This is a genomic window from Paracoccus methylarcula, assembly GCF_003007735.2.
In the GTDB taxonomy this organism is placed as follows: Bacteria; Pseudomonadota; Alphaproteobacteria; order Rhodobacterales; family Rhodobacteraceae; genus Paracoccus; species Paracoccus methylarcula.
The window spans coordinates 177,383-201,691 of the sequence record NZ_PXNQ02000007.1 but is presented as its reverse complement, the minus strand read 5'-3'; the positions used below and the strand labels follow the sequence as shown (position 1 = coordinate 201,691).

General features: G+C 63.7%; 24 protein-coding genes and 3 pseudogenes. 18 read left to right on the top strand and 9 right to left on the bottom strand.

Annotated features, from left to right (window positions below; all coding sequences use genetic code 11):
- The first annotated feature begins 281 nt into the window (after nt 1–281).
- Nucleotides 282–1,493 (top strand): annotated as a pseudogene (locus A7A09_RS21860) (Hint domain-containing protein).
- A 156-nt stretch (nt 1,494–1,649) separates the two neighbouring features.
- Nucleotides 1,650–2,777 (top strand): peptide chain release factor 2, encoded by a 1,128-nt coding sequence (gene prfB, locus A7A09_RS12780; protein ID WP_106691761.1) that lies wholly within the window; start codon nt 1,650–1,652, stop codon nt 2,775–2,777.
- Between the two features lies 1 nt (nt 2,778).
- On the opposite strand, the gene A7A09_RS12775 is transcribed toward prfB, so the two are convergent.
- Nucleotides 2,779–3,381, bottom strand: coding sequence for a GNAT family N-acetyltransferase (locus A7A09_RS12775; protein ID WP_106691760.1), 603 nt, complete (start codon nt 3,379–3,381; stop codon nt 2,779–2,781).
- A 349-nt stretch (nt 3,382–3,730) separates the two neighbouring features.
- Here A7A09_RS12775 and A7A09_RS12770 point away from each other — a divergent pair, with 349 nt between their 5' ends.
- Nucleotides 3,731–4,216, top strand: coding sequence for an EF-hand domain-containing protein (locus tag A7A09_RS12770; RefSeq protein ID WP_170167099.1), 486 nt, complete (start codon nt 3,731–3,733; stop codon nt 4,214–4,216).
- A gap of 229 nt (nt 4,217–4,445) precedes the next feature.
- Nucleotides 4,446–5,509: pseudogene (locus A7A09_RS12765) on the top strand (patatin-like phospholipase family protein).
- Nucleotides 5,510–5,555: 46 nt separating this feature from the next.
- On the opposite strand, the gene betA reads toward A7A09_RS12765, so the two are convergent.
- The 3 genes from betA to betI are packed head-to-tail and all read right to left on the bottom strand — an operon-like array spanning nt 5,556 to nt 9,181.
- The gene (gene betA, locus A7A09_RS12760; protein WP_106691758.1) at nt 5,556–7,142 is read right to left on the bottom strand and encodes a choline dehydrogenase; all 1,587 of its coding nucleotides are present in this window, start codon (nt 7,140–7,142) and stop codon (nt 5,556–5,558) included.
- 30 nt (nt 7,143–7,172) lie between these two features.
- A complete protein-coding gene (gene betB, locus A7A09_RS12755; protein ID WP_211341127.1) occupies nt 7,173–8,612 on the bottom strand; it encodes a betaine-aldehyde dehydrogenase in 1,440 nt (479 codons plus the stop codon).
- A gap of 2 nt (nt 8,613–8,614) precedes the next feature.
- Nucleotides 8,615–9,181 (bottom strand): transcriptional regulator BetI, encoded by a 567-nt coding sequence (gene betI, locus A7A09_RS12750; RefSeq protein ID WP_106691756.1) that lies wholly within the window; start codon nt 9,179–9,181, stop codon nt 8,615–8,617.
- Nucleotides 9,182–9,270: 89 nt separating this feature from the next.
- Between betI and choX the strand changes: the two genes are divergently transcribed.
- The 4 genes from choX (at nt 9,271) to choV (ending at nt 13,042) form a co-directional block, all read left to right on the top strand.
- Entirely contained in the window at nt 9,271–10,212 is a 942-nt protein-coding gene (gene choX / locus A7A09_RS12745; RefSeq protein WP_106691755.1) for a choline ABC transporter substrate-binding protein, read from the top strand.
- Nucleotides 10,209–11,105, top strand: a complete 897-nt coding sequence (locus tag A7A09_RS12740; RefSeq protein WP_106691754.1) for an alpha/beta fold hydrolase — start codon at nt 10,209–10,211, stop codon at nt 11,103–11,105. Before choX ends, A7A09_RS12740 begins: the two co-directional genes overlap by 4 nt.
- A gap of 63 nt (nt 11,106–11,168) precedes the next feature.
- On the top strand, nt 11,169–12,017 hold the full coding sequence (gene choW, locus A7A09_RS12735; RefSeq protein ID WP_106691753.1) for a choline ABC transporter permease subunit: 849 nt from the start codon (nt 11,169–11,171) through the stop codon (nt 12,015–12,017).
- A complete protein-coding gene (gene choV, locus A7A09_RS12730) occupies nt 12,014–13,042 on the top strand; it encodes a choline ABC transporter ATP-binding protein (RefSeq protein ID WP_106691752.1) in 1,029 nt (342 codons plus the stop codon). Before choW ends, choV begins: the two co-directional genes overlap by 4 nt.
- Nucleotides 13,043–13,217: 175 nt before the next feature.
- On the opposite strand, the gene A7A09_RS12725 is transcribed toward choV, so the two are convergent.
- Complete coding sequence (locus tag A7A09_RS12725) at nt 13,218–13,607, bottom strand: DUF2147 domain-containing protein (RefSeq protein WP_106691751.1); 390 nt, start codon at nt 13,605–13,607, stop codon at nt 13,218–13,220.
- A 138-nt stretch (nt 13,608–13,745) separates the two neighbouring features.
- Here A7A09_RS12725 and hisA point away from each other — a divergent pair, with 138 nt between their 5' ends.
- The 6 genes and pseudogenes from hisA to aat all read left to right on the top strand — a co-directional run bounded on the left by hisA (nt 13,746) and on the right by aat (nt 18,225).
- The gene (gene hisA / locus A7A09_RS12720) at nt 13,746–14,462 is read left to right on the top strand and encodes a 1-(5-phosphoribosyl)-5-[(5-phosphoribosylamino)methylideneamino]imidazole-4-carboxamide isomerase (protein WP_106691750.1); all 717 of its coding nucleotides are present in this window, start codon (nt 13,746–13,748) and stop codon (nt 14,460–14,462) included.
- A gap of 17 nt (nt 14,463–14,479) precedes the next feature.
- A pseudogene (gene hisF / locus A7A09_RS12715) lies at nt 14,480–15,240 on the top strand (imidazole glycerol phosphate synthase subunit HisF).
- A complete protein-coding gene (locus tag A7A09_RS12710) occupies nt 15,237–15,569 on the top strand; it encodes a phosphoribosyl-ATP diphosphatase (protein WP_106691749.1) in 333 nt (110 codons plus the stop codon). The pseudogene hisF and the gene A7A09_RS12710 overlap by 4 nt, the downstream one beginning before the upstream one ends.
- Before the next feature lie 145 nt (nt 15,570–15,714).
- Entirely contained in the window at nt 15,715–16,233 is a 519-nt protein-coding gene (gene accB / locus A7A09_RS12705; protein ID WP_106691748.1) for an acetyl-CoA carboxylase biotin carboxyl carrier protein, read from the top strand.
- A gap of 7 nt (nt 16,234–16,240) precedes the next feature.
- A complete protein-coding gene (accC, locus tag A7A09_RS12700; RefSeq protein ID WP_106691747.1) occupies nt 16,241–17,587 on the top strand; it encodes an acetyl-CoA carboxylase biotin carboxylase subunit in 1,347 nt (448 codons plus the stop codon).
- An 8-nt stretch (nt 17,588–17,595) separates the two neighbouring features.
- Nucleotides 17,596–18,225 carry a leucyl/phenylalanyl-tRNA--protein transferase gene (aat, locus tag A7A09_RS12695; protein WP_106691746.1) on the top strand — a complete coding sequence of 210 codons (630 nt, stop codon included), beginning with the start codon at nt 17,596–17,598 and terminating at the stop codon, nt 18,223–18,225.
- On the opposite strand, the gene A7A09_RS12690 is transcribed toward aat, so the two are convergent.
- The 4 genes from A7A09_RS12690 to A7A09_RS12675 form a co-directional block, all read right to left on the bottom strand.
- Entirely contained in the window at nt 18,192–18,611 is a 420-nt protein-coding gene (locus A7A09_RS12690) for a DUF2155 domain-containing protein (protein WP_106691745.1), read from the bottom strand. The two genes, aat and A7A09_RS12690, sit on opposite strands and share 34 nt — an antisense overlap.
- Nucleotides 18,612–18,986 carry an NADH:ubiquinone oxidoreductase subunit NDUFA12 gene (locus A7A09_RS12685; protein WP_106691744.1) on the bottom strand — a complete coding sequence of 125 codons (375 nt, stop codon included), beginning with the start codon at nt 18,984–18,986 and terminating at the stop codon, nt 18,612–18,614.
- 182 nt (nt 18,987–19,168) lie between these two features.
- A complete protein-coding gene (gene clpX, locus A7A09_RS12680) occupies nt 19,169–20,434 on the bottom strand; it encodes an ATP-dependent Clp protease ATP-binding subunit ClpX (RefSeq protein ID WP_106691743.1) in 1,266 nt (421 codons plus the stop codon).
- A gap of 165 nt (nt 20,435–20,599) precedes the next feature.
- Complete coding sequence (locus A7A09_RS12675; RefSeq protein WP_106691742.1) at nt 20,600–21,232, bottom strand: ATP-dependent Clp protease proteolytic subunit; 633 nt, start codon at nt 21,230–21,232, stop codon at nt 20,600–20,602.
- A 165-nt stretch (nt 21,233–21,397) separates the two neighbouring features.
- Between A7A09_RS12675 and pth the strand changes: the two genes are divergently transcribed.
- The 4 genes from pth to A7A09_RS12655 are packed head-to-tail and all read left to right on the top strand — an operon-like array spanning nt 21,398 to nt 24,253.
- Nucleotides 21,398–22,129, top strand: a complete 732-nt coding sequence (gene pth, locus A7A09_RS12670) for an aminoacyl-tRNA hydrolase (protein ID WP_106691741.1) — start codon at nt 21,398–21,400, stop codon at nt 22,127–22,129.
- Nucleotides 22,126–23,214: a DUF2332 domain-containing protein gene (locus A7A09_RS12665; RefSeq protein WP_106691740.1), complete on the top strand. Its 1,089-nt coding sequence runs from the start codon at nt 22,126–22,128 to the stop codon at nt 23,212–23,214. Before pth ends, A7A09_RS12665 begins: the two co-directional genes overlap by 4 nt.
- A gap of 60 nt (nt 23,215–23,274) precedes the next feature.
- The gene (locus A7A09_RS12660) at nt 23,275–23,649 is read left to right on the top strand and encodes a DUF2237 family protein (protein WP_106691739.1); all 375 of its coding nucleotides are present in this window, start codon (nt 23,275–23,277) and stop codon (nt 23,647–23,649) included.
- A complete protein-coding gene (locus A7A09_RS12655) occupies nt 23,627–24,253 on the top strand; it encodes a DUF4893 domain-containing protein (RefSeq protein WP_170167098.1) in 627 nt (208 codons plus the stop codon). Before A7A09_RS12660 ends, A7A09_RS12655 begins: the two co-directional genes overlap by 23 nt.
- The last annotated feature ends 56 nt before the right edge of the window (nt 24,254–24,309 follow it).

Below are 24,309 nucleotides of genomic sequence, written 5' to 3'. Positions count from 1 at the left end.
GCAGCCTCAGTGGCGGCGGAGGTCGGGACACCATCATCGTGGACGGATCCGGTTACGCAGGGTCCGATGAATACGCGATTTCGATCGGTGCCGCGAATGGAATTGGCGGTATAGACGCCGGTACTGGCGACGACTCAATCACCATTGCGAACGGGGTTCACATCGCCAAGGATGTTCACCTTCAATCCGGCAATGATACGCTTTCGATCGGTCCCGATGTCCTTATCGATGGAAATGTTCTGTCAGGGGGCGAGCCTGTCGATGGCACCGCCGACGCAGTCATGATCCATGAAGGCGCAATTGTCAACGGATCGGTGATCCTGGCGGACAGCGACGATTCTCTCACCATTTCCGGCCATGTCGGGAACGGTTCCACCTATGACCAGATCGCGTCGGGCGAGGGTGAGGATACCGTAACGATCACATCTACAGCGGTCGTGGATGTTGCCCGGATCAATATCGGATCAACGCATGGCAGCTCGCTTGTCCTCGAAGCCGGCTCGCATGTTACATTCACACCAGGCGGATATGCCGGTGCCTCCATAAGTTCCAGTCATGCCAATGACTATTTTTTCCTGGGTGGAACGATTGAAAGTTCTTACAGCGGAAATTACCTGACCGGGCCGGATATAACAGCGAATTACGGCGCCGATACGATCGAGATCGGGAAGGAATTCTCTGCCATCAAGGAAAATTCAAATCCATTCCTTATCGACGGCGGCGGAGGTTCCGATGATAACGATACGCTTGACCTGAAGGCTCTTGCCGGTCGCATTGTCAGCCACGAAATAGATCCGAAAAATTCGGAAAGCGGCAAAGTCATCCTGGATGACGGCACGATTATCGAATACCGGGATATCGAGAATGTCACCATACCCTGTTTCACAGCCGGAACAATGATCGAGACGGCTAGTGGTACGCTTGCAGTGGAAGATCTGCGATCCGGCGACTTGGTCATGACCGCCGATAACGGCCCTCAGCCAATCCGCTGGATCGGCTCGCGCAAGCTTTCCGCGATCCATCTGAAAAAAGCTCCGAACCTGCGCCCCATCCGAATCCGAGCCGGTGTGCTTGGCAAGAACACACCGACTAGCGAACTGGTTGTCTCTCCGCAGCACCGTGTGCTGGTCCGCTCGAAAATCGCACAGCGCATGTTCGGAACCGACGAGGTTTTGGTTGCCGCCAAGTAATTGCTGGCCATTGACGGGATCGAACTCGCCGAGGATATGACCGGGGTCGAATATTGGCATTTCATGTTCGATCGGCACGAGGTCGTCCTGGCAAACGGCGCCAGGACCGAGAGCCTCTATACCGGGCCAGAGGCTCTGAAATCGATTGGCAAGGAGGCGTTGAAGGAAATTTACCAGATCTTTCCCCGGCTTCGTGACGATGATGGCTTCAAGCCTGAATCGGCGCGCAGGCTCGTGAAAGGGGCGCTTGGCCGCAAGCTCGCGACACGTCATCTCAAGAACGCTGTCGCGCTGGTCAACTGAAACCCTGCTGCGAAGCGGATTGGTGACACGCCTGTTCCAGCAGTGATCGCATTTTTCCTGACAGCTCATGAAAGATCGTATTCGGGCTTGGACTTGTCGTGTCGCCCTGCGCGCGCTATCACCCCTGACCTGACGCAAGAGCCCCAGGAGCCGATCATGCGCGCCGAGACGCAGTCCACTATCGAAACCATCCGACGCTCGCTGAACCTGCTGGGGCAGCGGATGGATTGGCAGACCGCTCCACATCGGCTGGAAGAGATGAACGCGATGATCGAGGCCGGGGATCTGTGGTCCGACCCGGCGAGGGCGCAAAAGCTCATGCGCGAGCGGCAGGCGCTGGTCGATGCCATCGACACCTACAAGCGCATCGAAGGCGATCTGACCGCCAATGCCGAGATGGTCGAACTGGCCGAAGCAGAGGGCGACGAGGAACTGGTCACCGAGGCCGAGGGCAATCTCAAGGCACTGGCCGAGATGGCCGCACAGAAAGAGCTAGAGGCGCTGCTGAATGGCGAGGCGGATGCCAATGACACCTTCCTCGAAATCAATGCCGGCGCGGGCGGCACGGAAAGCTGCGATTGGGCCGCGATGCTGGCACGCATGTATGTGCGTTGGGCCGAGAAGAAGGGTTACGAGGTCGAGCTGATGAGCGAAAGCGCCGGGGACGAAGCCGGGATTCGCAGCGCCGCCTACAAGATCACCGGGCATAACGCCTATGGCTGGCTGAAATCGGAATCGGGCGTGCATCGGCTGGTGAGGATCAGCCCCTTCGACAGCTCGGCGCGCCGGCATACCTCATTCAGCTCTGTCTGGGTCTATCCGGTGGTCGATGAGAATATCGAGATCACCGTGCCCGATAATGAAATCCGCATCGACACCTACCGCTCCTCGGGCGCGGGCGGACAGCATGTGAACACCACCGATTCGGCGGTGCGGATCACCCATATCCCCACCGGAATCGTGGTGACCAGTTCCGAGAAGTCGCAGCACCAGAACCGCGCCAATGCCATGGCAGCGCTGAAATCACGGCTTTACGAGATGGAGCTGCGCAAGCGCACCGAAAGCATCCAGGCGCAGCATGACGCCAAGGGTGATGCTGGCTGGGGCAACCAGATCCGCTCTTATGTGCTGCATCCCTACCAGATGGTGAAGGACCTGCGCACATCCGAGGAAACCAGCGATACGCAAGGCGTTCTGGACGGCGATCTGGACGCTTTCATGGCCGCCACCCTGGCGATGGATGTCGCGGGCAAGAGCCGTGCCGAGGCGCAATCCGAGGACTGACCTATCCCGGCAGGCAGGGAATATGAGGGGCGACGCTTTCGGGCAGCAGCCCGTTCAGACGCGGATCGGGGATAATTTCGACCTGACGCCGGATCGGGGTAAAGCCCGAGCGGCGATAGAAATCCACTGCCGCCGGATGATCCATCGTGCAGGTATGCACCCATAGCCGCGCCAGGGGCCGCGCCCAAGCGATTTCCAGGGTCCGGTTCATCAACCAGCGCCCCGCGCCGCTGCCGATGAGTTCCGGGGACAGGCCGAAAAACGCCAGCTCGCATTCATCCCCGCCCCGGAAGTCCAGCTCCAGCAGGCCGACCCCCTCGGGGGTGACAAGCCTGCGGATCTCGACCTTCGGATCATGGATGATCGCGGTCAGTTCGTCATCCGCCATCATCAGCCGCGAACACCAGAGCCAGTCCTCGCCGACACGACGGAACAGGCTGCGATATTCCGCGGGCGGAGGCCGGTGCCAATCTTCGAGCCGCCAATCGCCGGCCTCGCGTTCCGGTCGCGGTGCCGGGGGGCTGCGCATCTCGAACGAGGTCACCACGGTTGCGACCGTTCCCGGCGCGGTGTCGTGATAGCCCGAAGCCAGGGCAGATTGCATGGCCGTCCTCCTTCATCTGCTCCCGGCGAGCGTTTCGGCGGCACCCTAGCCGCCCCGAACCCTGCCGGCAATATCGCCGCAAGGAGGAAAACCCACGGATCATCGGCAGGGAACCGGCCATGCCGCGCAGCAAGATCGCCCGATGCCATGGACAGGTTCGATCCAGTCACCGGTTTCTCTCGATATCGTCAGTGTTCTTAGCTGAAAACGGCCAACCCGCCCCCGCAGCCCCGGCAAGATAATGCCCAAAATACGCAAACCATCGATGCACGGGAACGTGCGGTTGTCCTGTCCCGTTAAGGTCGTGGACAAAAAACCCGTCGAGTTAATCAACCTCAAGGAGTCTGACATGAAATCGATGATCAAAGCCGGAGTGATCTCCGCCCTGACTGGCCTGGGTGCCGTCGCGATGCTTGCACCCGCATATGCTGCCGGGTTCGCCGAGCTGGACGCGAATGCCGATGGCCAGCTCGACATGACCGAGCTGCAGACGGCCTTCGACACCCATGCCGAGGCAACGCTGGAAGCATATGACACGGATGGCGACAGCATGATCAGCGTCGAGGAAGCCGAGGCGATGGCTGCGGGCTCGGCGGCGGCTTCGGCCGAAGCATCGACCGAGGCAGCCACCGAAGCGACCGCCCAGGGTGCAGCCAATGCGGCACAGGGGCTCGAACAGGCAGGCAGCGTGGCCGCCGATGCCGCGGAGACCGGATTGTCGACGGCGACGGAAGCGACCGAAGGGGCGGCCGAGGCAGTCGGAAATGCGCTGCCCGTCACCGGTGGAGTCGAAGCCGACGCCTCGGTCGAGGCGGGTGCCGAAATGTCGAACTGATCGCATACCGATCCCATGACAGGGGCTCTGGCCGGGTATCCCGGCCGGAGCCTTCGCTTTTTCAAGGGTTCGCGCCCTGCCCATGGCGGTGCCATGGCGTTTCGGAAGCCCATCTCATTTCACGAATCCATAGCTCCTTGTTTTGTGCTTATTTTCGGACGGAAAACCGGTGTCGCCCGGTGTGGTAAATGCTCTATGCTGCCCCTGTATCGAGTTCGGGAACCGGGACATGAAAGAAAAAAGCATCAATCTCGCATTGCAGGGCGGCGGCGCGCATGGCGCCTTTGCCTGGGGCGTTCTGGACCGGCTCCTGGACGAGGACTGGCTGAGGATATCGGCGATCACCGGCACCTCGGCGGGGGCGCTGAACGGCGCGGCACTGAAAGCCGGGCTGTCCCGTCGCAGCGGCGTCAGGGGGCGGCAGGCAGCGCGGGAGAATCTCGATCGTCTCTGGGGCGAGGTCGGGCAGATCTCGGACAACAATGTCGTGCGCTGGATGCATTCGCTGATTCCCATGCCCCGCGGTTTCCATCGCCTGACCGAGATGTTCTCTCCCGCCGCATGGATGGACAGCATGACACGGGTCTTCAGCCCGTATGATTACGGTCCTTTCTACGTCAATCCGCTGGCGGCGGTGCTGCACGAGTTGCCCTATCCGGATTTCAGCACCGAACAGGGGCCAGAACTATTCGTCGCGGCAACCAATGTGCGCACGGGGCGCATGCGCGTCTTTACGGGGCGCCAGGTGACACCCGACGCGGTGATGGCCTCGGCCTGCCTGCCAAGCCTGTTTCGCGCCGTCGAGATCCGGGATTCGGAAACCGGCGAGACCGACGCCTATTGGGATGGCGGCTTTACCGGCAACCCGGCCCTGTTCCCGCTCTATCGCGCCCATCTGCCGCGCGACATCGTGATCGTGAATATCAACCCGATGATCCGCGACTGCGTGCCCAGAACCCCGGTCGAGATTGCGACCGCGTCAACGAGATCAGTTTCAACTCGGCGCTGATGGCCGATCTGCGGGCGATCAATTTCGTCAAGAAACTGGATGCCGAGGATCGCTTGGGCGACCGGGCGATGAAGGTTCCGCTGATCCACATGATCCTTGACGACACGCTGATGAACGATCTCTCCGCGCGTTCCAAGATGATGCCCGAGCCGGGAATGCTGACCCGGATGAAAGAGGCCGGGCGCGTGGCCGCCGACAGTTTCCTGAACGATCACGCAGATGCGCTGAACAGCAGCGATACGGTGGACCTGTCGGCACTGTTCACCCGGGTCACCGTCGGATAACCGTCGGGCGCTTTCTTGATCGAGAGCGCCCGCTCCGGCCGGGAATTTACCCTTTCAGGATATGATCGGCGGCCTTTTCCCCGACCATGATCGAGGGACCGTTCAGGTTGCCATTGGTGATACGCGGAAAGACCGAGCTATCGGCCACGCGCAGATTCTCGGCCCCGATGACGCGAAGTTCGGGATCGACCACGGCCATGGGATCATCCGGCCGACCGATCTTTGCGGTGCCGCAGGGATGAAACGCGGATTCGGCATGTTCGCGGATGAAGGCGTCGATCTGCTCGTCGCTTTGCACATCGGCACCCGGCTGGATCTCGTCGCCGCGATATTCCTCGAACGCCTTTTGATCGAAGATCTGCCGGGTCAGGCGCACGCAGGCGCGGAATTCCTTCCAGTCATCGGGATGCGACATGTAATTGAAGCGGATCTCGGGTGCCTCCGCCGGATCGCCCGAGGCCAGCCGGATGGTGCCGCGCGATTTCGACCGCATCGGGCCGACATGAGCCTGGAACCCGTGCCCCTTGGCCGCAGCCTTGCCGTCATAACGCACCGCCAGCGGCAGGAAGTGATACTGGATATCCGGATAATCGATATCCTCGCCCGAACGGATGAAGCCGCAGCTTTCGAACTGGTTCGACGCGCCAAGGCCGGTTTTTTGCAAGAGCCACTCGATCCCGACCCGGCTTTTGCCCAGCAGATTATAGTAAGTATACAGGCTGACCGGCTTCAGCGCCTTGTATTGCATGTATATTTCAAGATGGTCCTGCAGGTTTGCCCCGACGCCCGGCCGGTCGGCCAGCGGCGTGATCCCGTGTTCGCGCAGGTGGTCCGCCGGGCCGAAGCCGGACAGCATCAGCAGTTTCGGCGTATTGATCGAACTGGCCGAGACGATCACCTCGCGCCCCGCCGTGATCTTCTCGATCCGTCCCTTGCGCTCGATCTCGACGCCGTAGGCGCGATTGCCTTCGAGCAGGATACGGCGGGCAAAGGCGCGGATCACCTGCAACCGGCCGTTCTTGCGGGCCGGGCGCAGATAGGCATTGGCCGCAGACCAGCGGCGGCCCTTCCAGATGGTCGCCTCCATCGGGCCGAAACCCTCCTGGTGCTCGCCATTGTAATCGTCGGTGCGCGGCCAGCCCGCCTGTGCTCCGGCCTCGATGAAGGCGTTGAACAGCGGGTTCTTGCGCTTGCCGCGGGTGATATGCAGCGGACCGCTGTCTCCGCGCCATTCCGAGACGCCGCCATGCCATGTCTCCATGCGCTTGAAATAGGGCAGAACATCGTCATAGCCCCAGCCCGTCGCACCGGATTCCTTCCAATATTCAAAGTCCTTGCGGTTCCCCCGTACGAAAACCATACCGTTGATCGAAGAGGAACCACCCAGCACCTTGCCCCGTGGCGTGACCAGCCGCCGCCCTCCCAGATGAGGCTCGGGTTGCGACGAGAATCCCCAGTCATAGCGGGACATGTTCATCGGATAGCTGAGCGCGCCCGGCATCTGGATGAAGGGGCCGATATCGCTGCCCCCGAACTCGATCAGGGTGACGCTGCGGCCCGCCTCGGTCAGGCGATAGGCCAGTGCGCAACCGGCGCTGCCTGCGCCGATGATGACATAATCGGATTGGCTCATTGCTGCATCTTTCCAGAACGGCGGGGCGGATCAGTAGGGCGCGTCAACGCCACCCATGCCCACATAGACGGATTTCAGTTGCGAATAGTGCTCGATCGCGGCGGCGGAATTCTCGCGCCCCAACCCCGACAGCTTGACGCCGCCGAAGGGCATCTCGACCGGGGTCAGGTTGTAGGTGTTGATCCAGCAGGTGCCTGCCTCCAGCCGTCCGACGACGCGATGGGCGCGGGTCAGGTCCTGCGTGAACACCCCTGCCGCCAGCCCGAAGCCGGTCGCATTGGCGCGGCGGATCACCTCTTCCTCGTCATAGAAGGCCAGCGTGGTCATGACCGGGCCGAAGATTTCATCGCGGGCGATGGTCATCTCGTCCGAGGCATCGGTGAACACCGTCGGCGGGATGAAGGCGCCCTCGCCCAACCCGCCGCAGACAAGCTGTGCGCCCTCGGTCTCGCCCGCGGTGATGGCGGCGCGGATCTTTCCGGCCTGCGCGGGGCTGACGATGGGGCCGTGCTGCGTTTCGGGATCCAGCGGATCGCCCATGCGGACATTGCGGACACGTTCCGCAAGGCGGTCGAGAAAGGCTTCACGGATGCCCTCTTGCAGGAATACCCGCGTCCCGTTCGAGCAGATCTGCCCCGAGGAATAGAAATTCGCCAGCATCGCCGCGCTGACCGCGTCTTCCAGGTTGGCATCGTCGAAAACGATCAGTGGCGACTTGCCGCCAAGCTCCATCGTGACGTGACGCATCCCCTCGGCGGCGGCGGTATAGACGCGGCGGCCGGTGGGCACCGAGCCGGTCAGCGACACCTTGGCCACGTTGGGATCGGTGGTCAGCGCCGCGCCGACCTGTCCGCGACCCTGCACGACGTTGTAGACCCCTGCGGGAAGCCCCGCCTCCAGCAGGATTTCCGCCAGTTTCAACGCGCCGAGGGGCGTTTCCTCGGAGGGTTTGAAGACCATGGCATTGCCCATGACCAGCGCCGGAGCGGCCTTCCAGCAGGCGATCTGGCTGGGATAGTTCCATGCCCCGATACCGGCGCAGACGCCAAGCGGTTCGCGCCGCGTATAGGCCCAGTCCTGCCCCAGGGGGATCATCTGGCCGGTGATCGATGCAGCCAGCCCGCCAAAGAATTCCAGCGCCTGCGCCCCCGATTCCCAATCGGCCACCAGCGTTTCCTGGATCGGCTTGCCGGTATCCAGCGTTTCCAGCCGCGACAGCTCCTCGTTCCGTTCGCGGATGATCGCGGCGGCGCGGGTCAGCACCCGACCACGCTCGACCGGTGCCAGTGCGGCCCAAGCGGGCTGAGCCGCCGCTGCGACCCGGCAGGCATGGGCGACCTGATCGCCCGAGGCCTCGCGCAGGCTGGCGATCTCTTCGCCGGTATAGGGGTAAAGGACCGGCAGCGCCGCGCCCTCGCCCTCGACCGGGCGTCCGTCGATGAACAGGCTGGCGGTGGGTTGGGCGTTCAGACTCATGCGAGTGCCTCTTCAAGATAATCGTTGATGATGTTCAGGGCGGCGGCGCCGTCGGTCGGCCCCGGAGTCAGCACCGCCCGCAGGTAGACCCCATCGATCAGCGCCCCCAATGTGTCGGCGATATTCGTGGGATGATCGGTAAGCGGCCGCAGCGCCACGATCAGATTCGACCGCAGGCGCCGGTGATAGACCCGCAGCAGGCGTGCTGCCTGATTATTCAGCAGGGCCAGTGCATAAAAATTCAACCATGCGCTGATCACCTCGCGCTGGAAATTCTGTGGTGCGAAGCTGGCGGTCAAGATGGCGTCCAGCCGTGCGCGCGGCCCCTGCCCCGGCAAGGCCGCACGCACGGATTTTCCATAGGTTGCAAGGATATGGCGCATCGCCGCCAGGAAAATCTGTTCCTTCGAACCGAAATAGTGATGAGCCAGCGCGGGCGACATGCCGGCGGCACGCGCAATCTGGGCCACGGTCACGTCAAGGGACCCCGCCCGCCCGATCTCGGCAATGGCGGCGTTGATTAACGCGGCTTTTCGGATAGGTTCGGCCCCAAGTTTCGGCATCTGGATATCCGCTGTCGGAGTTTTCGGTTGCTTTTGCAGTCTAACCGATCTTTAATTGACTGGTCAATCAAGAACACAGGGAGCACATAATGACCCTCACCCGTTTCACCGCCGTCCTGGTGCTGACAGCCGCCACCTCCACCGCCGGTTTCGCCCAGGAGTCCGAGCAATGCCAGGAGATCGTCTTCTCGGATGTCGGCTGGACCGATATCACCGCGACGACCGCGCTGGCCACGACCGTGCTGCAGGCGATCGGTTACCAGACCGAGACCAAGATCCTGTCGGTGCCGGTCACCTATACGGCGCTCTCCACCGATGATGTCGATGTTTTTCTGGGCAACTGGATGCCAACGATGGAGGCCGATATCGGCCCCTATGCCGAGGCGGGCACCGTCGATACCGTCCGCACCAACCTGACCGGCGCGAAATACACGCTGGCCACGAACAAGGCCGGCGCCGATCTGGGTATCGACGATTTCGGCAAGATCGCCGAGCACAAGGACGACCTGGACGGCAAGATCTACGGCATCGAGCCCGGCAATGACGGCAACCGCCTGCTGCTGGAAATGGTGGCCGAGGACAAGTTCGGCCTGGGCACTTTCGAGGTGGTCGAATCGAGCGAACAGGGGATGCTGGCGCAGGTGTCGCGCGCCGACGGCGCGGCCAAGCCCGTGGTCTTCCTTGGCTGGGAGCCGCATCCGATGAACGCTCAATTCGAGATGACCTACCTGACCGGCGGCGACGATGTTTTCGGCCCCGACCTGGGCGGCGCCGAAGTCCGCACCAATACCCGCGCAGGCTATGTCGAGGAATGCCCGAATGTCGGGAAATTCCTGCAGAACCTGGAATTCACGCTGGAGATGGAAAACGAGGTCATGGGCAAGATCCTGAATGACGGCCAGGATCCCATGGATGCCGCGAAGGAATGGCTGCAGGCCAATCCCGACGCCGCGACCCCATGGCTGGATGGCGTGACCACGGTGGATGGCAACGACCCGCAAGGCGCCCTGAACGAGGCGCTTGAGGGATGAGGCTGGCCTTCGCTGCGCTTGCCGCGGCGGCAACCCTGCCGCTCGCGGCCCTGGCCGGGCCGCCGGACCAGGCAGGTTGGGACGCCGCCCGCAAGACGATATCCGTCGGCCCGGAACTGGTCGCCGGATATGTCGAACTCGGCGCGGCTCCGGACGAGGCCGAGGGCGTCCCGGTGGTGCTGATCCATGGCTATACCGACAACAGCCGCAGCTGGTCGCTGATGGCGCCCACCCTGGCCGAGACATTGCCCGGCCGCCGGATCGTCGCGATAGATCTGCGCGGTCACGGGATCTCGTCGGCCCCCGATTGCTGCTACGGCCCGGCCGATCTGGCCCATCATGTGACAAAGGCGATGGATGGGCTGGAGATCGGGCAGGCCGATCTCGTCGGCCATTCGCTCGGCTCGATCACCGGCGCCTACCTGGCCGCGACGGAACCCGAAAGGGTCAACCGGCTGGTGCTGATCTCCAGCACGACACGGATGCCCGCCGAGCCGACGCAATGGCTGTGGGACAATGTTCCCGGACTGCCCGGGAAGATTGATCCCGACAGCCAGTTCATGCGCGACTGGTTCTCGAACCCCAACCCGGTGCCGGCAGAATTCCTGGACCGCGAACGGGCCGAGGGTGCGAAGGTTCCGCATCATGTCTGGCTGGGTGTGCTGCAATCGCTCAGCGCAACGGACTGGACACTTCTGGCACCGCGGATCGAAGCGCCGGTTGCCGTTCTCTGGGGCGATCAGGACCCGCTTTTCGGCCAGGAGACGCAAGACTGGCTGCAAGACGCCTTACCCGACGCGACACGCCTGACCTATGAAGGCGCGGGCCATAACATGTTCTGGGAACAACCGGACAAGCTTGCGGCGGATATCGCCGCCTTCCTGCAGCAATAGCAAGACCGGGCGCGCCGTATCCGCTCGGTGCGGCGCGGGTCCAGGCAAGCGAAAGGACATCCGATGGAAGAGCTGACCTCCCTGGTCACCGACAACAAGATCCCGGTAGGAAACACCGCGAAGACGGTTTTCGACTGGCTGAACGCGAATGCGACATGGCTGTTCAATACCGTGGCAACCGTGATGGAATGGCTGATCGGCCGTATCCTCGCGGCGCTGGAATATCCGCATCCCTTCCTGTTCATCGCGCTGGCGGTGGCATTGACATGGGCCCTGCAGAGAAGCTGGAAGACCTGCCTGCTGATCGGGCTGGGCCTGCTCTTCGTGCTCAACCAGGGTTACTGGGAAGAGACGCTGCAATCGCTGACGCTGGTGCTGGCGGCCTGCATCGTCTGCATGGCGATCGGGGTGCCGATCGGTATCGCCGCCGCCCATCGCCCCCGGCTTTACGCGTGGATGCGGCCGGTGCTCGACCTGATGCAGACCCTGCCGACCTTCGTCTACCTGATCCCGGCCATCGTGTTCTTCGGCATCGGCATGGTGCCGGGCCTGCTGGCCACGGTGATCTTCGTGCTGCCCGCGCCGATCCGGCTGACACAGCTTGGCATCAGTTCGACCCCCGAGCCGCTGATCGAGGCCGCCACCGCCTTTGGCGCGACCCCGCGGCAGCTTTTGTGGAAGGTGGAACTGCCAAGCGCCCTGCCCCAGATCATGGCCGGGCTGAACCAGACGATCATGCTGTCGCTGTCGATGGTGGTCATCGCGGCGCTGGTCGGGGCCTCTGGCCTTGGCGTGCCGGTGGTGCGGGCGCTGAACAGCGTGAACACCTCGCTCGGTTTCGAATCGGGTTTCGTCATCGTCATCGTGGCGATCATGCTTGACCGGATGCTGCGGATGGAGGGCCGGAAATGAACGGGCAGACACAGAACGCCGTCGAATTCGACCGGGTCAGCATCGTCTTTGGCGACCGGCCCGAAACCGCCCTGCCCTTGATGGACCAGGGCCAGGAACGCGGCGCGATCAAGGCCGAGACCGGGCAGGTCCTGGGTGTCCATGATTGCAGCGTGGATGTCCGGCAGGGCGAAATCCTCGTGCTGATGGGGCTGTCGGGTTCGGGCAAATCGACGCTGCTGCGCGCGGTCAACGCGCTCAACCATGTCTGCCGGGGCGAGGTTCGTGTCTGGGACGGCGGCAAGATGATCTCGGTCACCGGCGCCGGCAATCGCTCGCTTCGGGACCTGCGCCTGCGCCATGTGGCGATGGTCTTCCAGCAATTCGGCCTGCTGCCATGGCGCACGGTGCGCGAGAATGTCGGGCTGGGCCTGGAACTGGCCGGCATGTCCGCCAGTGACCGGCAGGATCGCGTGGACCGGCAGCTTGAAACCGTGGGCCTCACGGACTGGGCTGAGCGCAAGGTCGGGGAATTGTCAGGCGGCATGCAGCAGCGCGTCGGCCTTGCCCGCGCCTTCGCGACCGAAGCCCCGATCCTGCTGATGGACGAGCCGTTCAGCGCGCTCGATCCGCTGATCCGCGCCCGCCTGCAGGACGAGTTGCTGGAATTGCAGGCTAAGACGCAGCGCACGATCATCTTCGTCAGCCATGACCTGGACGAGGCCTTCAAGCTGGGCAACCGCATCGCGTTGATGGAGGGAGGCCGGATCGTCCAGATCGGCACCGCGCGCGAGATCATCGCCAATCCGGTCAATGATTACGTCGCCGATTTCGTCGCCCATATGAACCCGCTCGGCGTGCTGACCGCCTCTGACATCGCGGAACCGGGCGAGGCCGAGGGCGCGCCCGTGCCCGCCGACATGCCGGTCCGCGAGATCATGGGGCTTCTGGCCGATGCCCCGGAGGGCATGGTGCCGGTCGAGGGCGGCGGACGCATCACCCGCGATGCCGTATTGGCCCGGCTGATCGATCCGCGTGGCAAGTAGAACGGAGCGGCAGAGCACTTACCCGCATCGCGCAAGATGCGCTTCTGCCGTTCTTCTTCACGGAAATATCCTCGGGGGGGTGAGGGGGACGGACAGTCCCCCTTTCAACCGATGCACCAGTCCCAAGCGCTACCGGCTCGCCGCCCGCCATCCATTGGCGAGACGGGAACACAGCTTACTGGATGCGCACCCAGGTCTGGCTCTTGCACAGCAGCCCGCCGGCGACGCAGCCCGAAAGGCTCATCTGTTCGCCCGAGACCTGCGCCTTGCCCATATAGATCTTGTTATTGGCGGGCCGCCACACCTTGCCCTCGTAATTGCCGCCGCCCTTTGCAGCCATGTCGATCACGATCTGGCGGCCGATATTGGGAGAAGCATATTCGGCCTTGTCCTTGAAGGTCCGGCTGATCGTGCCGCAAAAGGCGTTGCCGCAGGGGGCGATCGTGACATGGGCGAAGGCGCCGTCATCCGGTTGGGTCTGCCAGACGCCCTCGATCGGGTCCGCTGCCGCGGCGGCGGCGGTCGCGCCAAGCAGGAATGCCGCGGCCATGAACAGTTTTCTCATTATCATTCCTCCTCGGATGTCATCTGCCAGTTTGTGCCGCAAAATCACCGCATGGCAAGGATGACGTGAGGTGACACCCTTTCCCTTCGGCTGCCGAGATGGCAAAGGAGACGGGAACCGATGACAGCGAGAGCCGAGATGATCCTGTACCCAGCCATCGACCTGAAAGACGGCAATTGCGTGCGCCTGCTGCGCGGCGACATGGAGGCGGCGACCGTGTTCGGCTCTGACCCGGCGGCACAGGCGCGGGCCTTTCGGGATGCCGGGGCGGAATGGCTGCACCTGGTTGATCTGAACGGCGCCTTCGAGGGCAAGCCGGTGAATGCCGCGGCGGTCGAGGCGATCCTGGCCGCGATCGACATCCCCGCGCAGCTTGGCGGCGGCATTCGCGACATGGCCACGATCGAGACCTGGCTTGAACGCGGTCTGACGCGGGTCATCCTCGGCACCGTCGCGGTCGAGAACCCCGCCCTGGTGCGCGAGGCGGCGGATGCCTTTCCGGGCCGCATTGCCGTGGGCATCGACGCCCGCAACGGCCGCGTGGCGACACGGGGATGGGCGACCGAAACCAAGGTGAAGGCCACCGATCTCGCCCGCGAATTCGAGGATGCGGGCGTGGCGGCGATCATCTATACCGATATCGACCGTGACGGGGCGATGCAGGGGCCGAATATCGCGGCGACCGAGGCGCTGGCCCGGACGGTCAATATCCCGGTCATCGCCTCGGGCGGTGTATCGAGCCTGAACGACCTGACTGCACTGGCCCGGACCGGCATCATCGCGGGTGCGATTTCCGGCCGCGCGCTTTATGATGGGGCCCTGGACCTTGGCGAGGCGCTGGCGGCGCTGCGCTGACCTTTCAAGGAAACACGATGCTCAAGACCCGGATCATCCCCTGTCTCGATGTTGCCGATGGCCGCGTGGTCAAGGGCGTGAATTTCGTCGACCTGGTCGATGCCGGCGACCCGGTCGAGGCCGCGCGCGCCTATGACGCGGCGGGGGCCGATGAGATCTGCTTTCTCGACATCCATGCCACGCATGAGAATCGCGGCACCATGTTCGACCTGGTTACCCGCACGGCCGAGCAATGTTTCGTGCCGCTGACCGTGGGTGGCGGCGTGCGCAGCCATCGCGATGTGCGCGACCTGCTGCTGGCGGGGGCCGACAAGGTCAGCTTCAACTCTGCCGCCGTGGCCGATCCCGATGTCGTGGCTGCCGCCGCCGACCGTTTCGGCAGCCAATGCATCGTCACCGCCATCGATGCCAAGACCGTATCCCCCGGCAGATGGGAGATCTTCACCCATGGCGGGCGCAAGCGACGGGCATCGACGCGGTCGAGTTCGCACGCCTCGTCGAGGCAAAGGGCGCCGGGGAAATCCTGCTGACCAGCATGGATCGCGACGGCACGAGGGCGGGCTTCAACCTGCCCCTGACCCGTGCCATCGCGGATGCGGTGAATATCCCGGTCATCGCCTCGGGCGGGGTCGGCACGCTGGATCACCTGGTCGAAGGCGTCACGCAGGGCCATGCCAGCGCCGTCCTTGCCGCCTCGATCTTCCATTTCGGCACCTATACCATCGCCGAGGCCAAGGCCCATATGGCCGCGGCCGGCATCCCGATGAGGCTGACATGACGCCATCCGACCGCCCTCGCCCGCTCGACCGGCTGGCCGCCACGGTGACGGCTCGCAAATCCGCCGATCCGGAAAGTAGCTGGACCGCGAAGCTGCTGGCCAAGGGCCCCGAGAAATGCGCCGAGAAATTCGGCGAAGAAGCCATCGAGGCGATCATCGAGGCGACCCGCGGCGACCGCGAGCGCCTGACATCGGAGGCCGCGGATGTGATCTATCACCTGCTGGTCATGCTGGCCGCACGGGATCTGACCCTGGCCGATGTCGAGGCAGAGCTGGAACGTCGCGAGGGCGTTTCGGGACTGGCGGAAAAGGCCGCGCGCGGGGAATGATGGGGATTGCCGCAAAAAACGGCAGGGCGCTGAAATCGGCCCGATTGACGCGAAACCCTTCCCCTCGGGCAGGCTTGGGGGCTATAAGCGGCACAATCGCCGCCTTCCACCGGAAGGACGGCCTGAAAACACGGCAGAGGACTGCATGAGCAACGATTCGAAAGACGGCAAGCTTCACGATGGCGACGTGGCCTTTATCCAGTCACTGGCCGAACTGCTGAATGCAAGCGATCTGGCCGAACTGTCGGTCAAGCGCGAATATGGCGAACATGACCGGCTGACCGTCAGCCTGTCCAAACAGGGCAAACAGGTCGCGATGCAGGCCATGATGCCCGCCCCGGCACATCCCGCGCCTGCGCCCTCGGCTCACGCGGCGTCCCCGGCAGCCACGGCACCTGCGGCTCCGGCCAGCGAGGACCCGGCCGATCTTCCGGGCGTGGTGACCTCTCCCATGGTCGGCACCGCCTATCTCGCGGCCGAGCCCGGCTCAGCCCCCTTCGTCCAGATCGGCCAGAGTATCGAGGAAGGCGACACGCTGCTGATCGTCGAGGCGATGAAGACCATGAACCACATTCCCGCCCCCCGCTCCGGCACCGTCAAGCGGATCCTGGTCGATGACGGCAGCCCGGTCGAGTTCGGCGCCCCCCTGATGGTCGTCGAGTGAGGCCCTGATGTTCGACAAGATCCTGATCGCCAATCGCGGCGAGATCGCCCTTCGCGTGATCCGCGCCTGCCGCGAGATGGGCGTCGCCTCGGTGGCGATCCATTCCACGGCGGACGAGGACGCGATGCATGTGCGCATGGCCGATGAATCGGTCTGCATCGGCCCCGCGCCTTCCTCGGCCAGCTATCTGTCGATGCCCGCCATCATCTCGGCCTGCGAGATCACCGGCGCGCAGGCGATCCATCCGGGCTACGGCTTCCTGTCGGAAAATGCAGGTTTCGTGCAGATGCTGGAGGATCACGGCATCACCTTCATCGGCCCGCGCGCCGAGCATATCCGCATCATGGGCGACAAGATCACCGCCAAGGACACGATGAAGGCGCTTGGCGTTCCCTGCGTGCCGGGCAGCGAAGGCGGGGTCGATGATGTCGACGACGCCAGGAAAGTCGCAGCCGAGATCGGCTATCCGGTCATCATCAAGGCCACCGCCGGCGGCGGCGGGCGCGGGATGAAGGTGGCGCAGGACGAAAAGGGTCTGGAGGTCGCCTTCCGCACCGCCCGGGCCGAGGCCAAGGCCGCATTCGGCAACCCGGATGTCTATATCGAGAAATACCTGCAGAAGCCGCGCCATATCGAGATCCAGGTCTTTGGAGACGGCAAGGGCCGCGCCGTTCATCTGGGCGAGCGCGACTGCTCGCTGCAACGCCGCCACCAGAAGGTGCTGGAAGAGGCCCCCGGCCCGGTGATCACCGATGAGCAGCGCGCCCGTATCGGCCAGGTCTGCGCCGACGCGGTGGCCAAGATCGGCTATGCGGGCGCGGGCACGATCGAATTCCTGTTCGAGGATGGCGAATTCTATTTCATCGAGATGAACACCCGCCTGCAGGTCGAACACCCGGTGACCGAGGCGATCTTCGGCGTCGACCTGGTCCGCCAGCAGATCCTCGTCGCGGCGGGCGAGGAGATGGAGTTCCAGCAGGACGAATTGTCGATCCGCGGCCATGCCATCGAAGTGCGCATCAACGCCGAGAAGGTGCCGGGCTTCAGCCCCTGCCCCGGCAGGATCAGCCAGTATCACGCTCCGGGCGGGCTTGGCATCAGGATGGATTCGGCGCTTTACGACGGCTATTCCATCCCACCCTATTACGACAGCCTGATCGGCAAGCTAATCGTGCATGGCCGTGACCGGCGCGAGGCATTGGCGCGGCTGGACCGCGCATTGGGGGAATTGATCGTGGATGGCATCGATACCACGGTGCCGCTGTTCAGCGACCTGCTGCAAGAGCCCGACATCCAGTCCGGCAATTACTCGATCCACTGGCTCGAGCGGTGGCTGGACCGGAAATACGGCTGAGTCACCGCGTGCTGACGCCTGCGCAACTGCTCTCCGGTTATGCGCAGGGCGTCTTTCCCATGGCGGAAAGCGCCGATGATCCGCGCCTGTTCTGGTTCGATCCGCCCATGCGCGGGGTGCTGCCGGTGGGTGGTGTCCACGCCTCGCGCTCGCTCTTGCGCGACCTGCGGCGCGGGGGCTGGTCTGCCCATCTCGACGGCGATTTCAGCCATGTCGTGGCAGCCTGCGCGGATCGCGACGAGACCTGGATCAACGCGCCGCTCGCCCGGCTGTATGACGATCTGCACCGGGACGGCTATGCCCATGCCATAGAAATCCGTCACCATGACCGCTTTGCGGGCGGCATTTTCGGCATCACCCTGGGGACGGCATTCTTCGGGGAATCCATGATGTCCGCGCAACGAAACGGTTCGAAAATGGCCCTGCTCTGGGCATCCAGCCACCTGGCGCGCTGCGGCTTTACCCTGTTCGACACGCAGTTCCTGACGCCGCATCTGGAAAGGATGGGGGGGATCGAAATCCCGCGCCATCTCTACCATCGCGAACTCGCCAAGGCATTGCGAAAGAAAGCCGATTTCCTGGGCAGGCCACTACCGGATGCGGGTCAGATCTGGCAGGAAATCACCCAGATGTCGTAACGCGCATCGTCCAGCGCCGACAATGCCGGGGAAGAGGCGATCATCCAGCCGCTGAACCGCGTCACGTTTTCCGACAGGTCGCTGATGGTCAGTTGCGCAAAGGCGTCCGAGCTCGGGTCATCGGCCGGATAACGGCACTCCCCAAGACGGATTTCCAGCCGCCCCAAGCGGACGGAATCGCCAACCTGCACGCGCAGATCGGTCGTGCGCCCCGAAACCTTGTCGAGCCCGCGCAGCAGCGCCCCATCGGCGCGCGCCACTGTTTCCTGCGGTGCCGCCGGTTTCGCCTCCGGCTCCTGTGCCATTACTCCCGCACCGGACAGGACCGACAGCAGCAGGGCTGTTGCGAAAAGCGCGGTGCCTCGCCTCTGCCTTGCCAAGCTCATCTATTCCGGCTGCCACGCATCGTAGTCGCGCCGCTTGGCGAGATCGGCACGGTAAAGCGAGCCTTCCGGATGATAGGCCTCGCCGGTTCCGGTCATATTCGCCAGATGCGGCTCTTCCCAGGGCTTATGCGGCAAGGGCGCCTCGGTCGGGGGCTCGGCCCAGGTGTGATGCAGCCAGCCATGCCATTCGGGGCTGACCCGGCTGGCTTCGGATTCGCCCTTGAAGATCACCCACCGGCGCGATCCGTCCTTGTTCTGGTAAAAGACATTGCCCTCGGCATCCTCGCCCACCCTGGTGCCGTTGCGCCAGGTCCAGACCTGGGTATTGATCGTCTGGCTGTTCCACCAGGTCAGGGCACGAAGCAGAAAGGACATGGGCGCAGACCTCAGTTTTTCAAATTCGTCCGAGATATGGCGCAACTCGCCGACAAGATCCAGTCTCCACGGCAAGAAACCGTATCAACCTTACCGGGGCGGGCTTCTTCTTCATGCCAATATCCTCGGGGGAGTCGCGGCGGGCCGCGACGGGGGCGGACAGCCCCCTGCTCGCCCCGGCGTCAACCGGCCGAGGCGCTTTCCTTCTTGGTGTCGGCATGGATCAGGAGCGGCTTGACCGAGGCATTCTCGACCGCATCCTCGTTCACCACCACCTCCTCGACGCTTTCCAGGCCGGGCAGGTCGAACATGGTATCAAGCAGGATATCCTCCATGATCGAGCGCAGCCCGCGAGCGCCCGTCTTGCGCGCGATCGCACGCTTGGCAATGGCGCTCAGCGCGTCTTCGGTGAAGGTCAGCTGCACGCCTTCCAGGTCGAAGAGCCGCTGATACTGCTTGACCAGCGCATTCTTGGGCTTGGTCAGGATGATGATCAGCGCATCCTCGTCCAGGTCGGTCAGCGTGGCGATCACCGGCAGGCGGCCGACGAATTCCGGGATCAGGCCGAATTTCAGCAGATCCTCGGGCTCCAGGTCCTTGAACACCTCGCCCACGCCGCGATCGTCGTTTTCCTTGACCGAGGCGCCAAAGCCCATCGCCGTGCCCTTGTTGCGCTGCGAGATGATCCGGTCCAGCCCGGCAAAGGCGCCGCCACAGACGAACAGGATATTGGTCGTGTCCACCTGCAGGAATTCCTGCTGCGGATGCTTGCGCCCGCCCTGCGGCGGCACGCTGGCAACCGTGCCCTCCATGATCTTCAGCAGGGCCTGCTGCACCCCCTCGCCCGAGACGTCGCGGGTGATCGAGGGGTTGTCGGACTTGCGGGTGATCTTGTCGACCTCGTCGATATAGACGATGCCGCGCTGCGCCCGCTCGACATTGTATTCGCTGGCCTGCAATAGCTTGAGGATGATGTTCTCGACATCCTCGCCGACATAGCCCGCCTCGGTCAGCGTGGTCGCGTCGGCCATGGTGAAGGGCACATCCAGGATCCGCGCAAGCGTCTGCGCCAGCAGCGTCTTGCCGCAGCCGGTCGGGCCGATCAGCAGGATATTCGACTTGGCCAGCTCGATATCCGATTTCGAGCCGTGATTCAGCCGCTTGTAATGGTTATGCACGGCGACCGAGAGCACGCGCTTGGCATGTTCCTGGCCGATCACGTAATCGTCGAGAACCTGGCAGATCTCTTTCGGCGTGGGCACCCCTTCGCCGGATTTCAGCCCGGTCGACTTGGTTTCCTCGCGAATGATGTCCATGCAGAGTTCGACGCATTCGTCGCAGATGAACACCGTCGGCCCCGCGATGAGCTTGCGAACCTCATGCTGGCTCTTGCCGCAAAAGCTGCAATAAAGCGTGTTCTTGCTGTCTGAGCCGGACTGGTTTGCCATCGTCCACTTCCTTCACTACCGCCCCGCGCTTCCCTGCGAGGCGGGCGATGCCGGGACAGGCCCGGCCATCGCCATCCAATTCATCCGCCCCGGATCGGTGACCGTTGGCGTATTGCTCGGGCTCCATGTTAGGGATGACGCGCTTCCGTCACAATCCCCCTCGCCCTATTTCTTCTCTGCCTCGGCCTTGCCGCGCGGCTCCAGCACCTCGTCGATGATGCCCCAATCCTTCGCCTCGTCGGGCGACATGAAGCGATCACGTTCCAGTGCCTCTTCCACGTCTTCCAGCGTTTTACCAGTGTGTTTCACATAGATTTCATTCAAGCGGCGTTTCAGCTTCTCGGTTTCGCGGGCATGGATCAGGATATCGGTCGCCTGCCCCTGGTAGCCGCCCGAGGGCTGATGCACCATCACCCGGCTGTTGGGCAGCGAATAGCGCAGCCCCGGCTCCCCCGCCGCGAGCAGCAGCGAGCCCATCGAGGCCGCCTGCCCGACCACCAGCGTCGAGACGCGCGGGCGGATATATTGCATCGTGTCATAGATCGACAGGCCCGAGGTCACCACGCCACCGGGGCTGTTGATATACATGCTGATATCCTTGGACGGATTCTCCGCCTCGAGGAACAGCAGCTGCGCGCAGATCAGCGTGGACATCCCGTCATGGACCGGACCCGAGACGAAGATGATCCGCTCCTTCAGGAGGCGCGAGAAGATGTCGTAGGATCGTTCCCCGCGCGAGGTCTGTTCGACCACCATGGGAACAAGGGTGTTCATGTAGAATTCTGCCGGATCGCTCATCACTGTTCCTTGCCTGATTGTCCCTGTCCCCGCGATTCGTCCGGGCATTGAGCCCCGTCTTAGCGGTGAAAGCTTGACAGAGTCTTAGTAACCGGCAAGGTCCGCCGCAAGGGATGGAACGCAATTCACCTGACACCGCGATGGACGGGACGGCAGGAGGCAGAGATGAAACTGATCGTGGGCCTTGGCAATCCGGGCACGAAATATGCGAATAACCGCCACAATATCGGCTTTCTGGCCGTCGATCGGATCGCCGCCGACCACGGGCTGGGGCCGTGGAAATCCCGCTTCCAGGGTCAGGTGGCCGAGGGGCGCCTTGGCGATATCCGGGTGACATTGCTGAAACCGCAGACCTTCATGAACCTGTCTGGCCAGTCCGTGGGCGAGGCGATGCGCTACCTGAAACTGACGCCCGCCGATGTCACCGTGCTACATGACGAACTGGATCTCGCCCCCGGCAAGTGCCGGGTCAAGCGCGGCGGCGGGCATGCCGGGCATAACGGGCTGCGCTCGATCCATCAGCATATCGGCGCGGATTACGACCGGGTGCGGCTTGGGATCGGGCATCCGGGGCACAAGGACCGGGTGGCGGGTTACGTGCTGTCGGATTTCGCCAAGGCCGATCAGGAATGGCTGGACGACCTGCTGCGCGGCGTCTCGGACGGGGCGGCGGCGCTGGCGGCGGGCGATAACGGACGGTTCCAGAACGCCGTGGCCAATCGCGTGGCGCCCGCCCGCAACAGCGGCACCGCCCCCGAAGCACCGCCAAAGCGCGAACCACCTGCCGCCGCAAAGCCTTCGACCAGCAAGCGGGAACAGAATCCCCCACAAGAAACAGATCAGGAACCGCACAGCCTCGCCGACCGCCTGCGCGCCCTGACCGAGCGTTTCAAATGACCACAGCCGATCACCGCGAATCTTTTCGCAAGCAGGTGGTCGCCTGCCGCGCGCTCGGTTCTCCGCTGACGGCGGATATCTGCGAAATCCTTGCCGAAACCCTGCAAGAGGATCAGGGAGAGGTCGCGCGCCGGATCCTGAACTGGCCCGGCAATTCCTCTCCACGTGCCGATGCGGTTCCGCTCAGGCTCTGCGGAGGGCTGCATGCGCTGGTGCTGACCGGGGCGGACAAGGCATTGGCGGCGGCCTATGCCAATGCCCGCCCGACCGCCGGGGTCCTGCTGCAGGCAATCGCCAGGCACGAGGATCACCTGCTGGACTGGCTGCAAGGCCCGCCCCAGACAAACGAGGTCGGGCGGGCGGCGGCGATCATCGCGGCGGCACGTTTCGCGGCCGGGTTTTGCCCCTTGCCGATCAGGGCGCTGGAGCTGGGTGCGTCGGCCGGACTCAACCTGAATTTTCATCGCTACGAGTTACGCCCGCAGGGGGCGCTGCCCCCATCCGGTCCCGGGGAACCGGATTCCCCCGGGATATTTCTTGAAGAAGAAGGGCTTTCCCCGGTCGTGCTGCGCCCCGGCTGGACGGGTGATGTGCCGCAGGCGGACATCAAGGTTACCGAGGCCGAGGGGGTGGATCTGCGCCCCGTCGATCCGGTGGGCGACGAATTACGGCTATTGGCCTATTGCTGGGCGGGACAGCCAGATCGGATGGCGCGATTGCGGGCGGCGCTGGCGATCGCGCGGCGATATCCGCCACGGGTCGCGGCGGGCGATGCGGCGGGATGGCTGGAATCCCGGTTGGCGCGACCTGCGCCGGGACGGATGACGCTGGTCTATCACACCATCGCCTGGCAGTATTTTCCGCCAAAGGCACAGGCTGCCTGCGAAGCGGCCCTGCAGGCGGCGGGGGCGCAAGCGACGCGCGAAGCACCCTTGGCGCATGTCTCGATGGAGGGGGATGGCGGCAAGGGGGGCGACGGCGCGGCACTGACCTTGCGTCTTTGGGATGGCAAGCCACGCGGCTGGCGATTGGGACGGGTGGATTTCCACGGCCGCTGGATCGACTGGAAACCCACGGCGCTTTGAAGCGTCGGGGGCTTGGCGCGGCGCGAGGATCGGGCTAGCCTGAAGGGAAAGGAGGCACCGATGGAGCCATCGCTGAACGTGCTGGGCGGGCCCTTGCAGCCCTGTTCGAACGAGCCGCTGACCGGTTTCTTTCGGGATGGCTGCTGCAATACCGGACCCGAGGATCGCGGCAGCCACACGGTCTGCGTGATCGTCAATGCCGAGTTCCTGGCGCTGTCGAAATATCTGGGCAATGATCTGAGCACGCCGCGGCCCGAGTTTCATTTTCCCGGCCTGAAACCCGGCGATCACTGGTGTCTCTGTGCCGCCCGCTTCCTGCAGGCCGCGCAGGAATTCGCCGCCCCGCAAGTGGTGCTGGAGGCGACCCATGCCCGTGCCGCCGAGATCGTCCCGCTCGAACTGCTGCGCGCTCATGCCGTCGATACGCAGAGTTAACCCCGCATTCCTCGCATCGCTGCTGGCGCTGGCCTTCCTGCCCGCGATGGGTGCGGCTCAGGCGAAGCTGGCAGATGGAACAACGATCCGGCCCGACGATCAGCGCCGCCTCGAGGAACTGGATGCCAGTGCGGGCAGCGCGCTGCGCGAGGCTTTCGCCTCTGGCGACCCGGATGATCTGGCCCTGTTGGCCGAGGCACTGGCAGGGGAAGCGCTGCCGCCCGAACGGGCACTGGAACTGCTTCCCGGCGAATGGTCATGCCGGATGATGAAACTGGGAAACGGGGTTCCACTGGTCGTCTATCAAGGCTTTTCCTGCGTTGTGACGAAAGATGGCGGCTTCGAGAAGCTCACCGGATCGCAGCGCAGCAAGGGACATCTGCACCGGGATGATGGCCGGCTGGTCTATCTGGGAACCGGTTTCATCGCGGGCGATACACCGCCGCCCTATGCCGAATTGCCGGATGAGATCAGTCCGCAGGACATGCCGCAACGCATGCCTGAAGTCGGTATGGTCGAGATCACCGGTCCGGATCGCGGGCGCATCCTGTTCCCCGATCCCTACCTGGAATCACGCATGAACCTGCTGGTGCTGCAACGTTGAAGCATCGAAAAAGCCGGCAGGTTGTCCCTGCCGGCTTGCTGCGTCATTCGTATTCG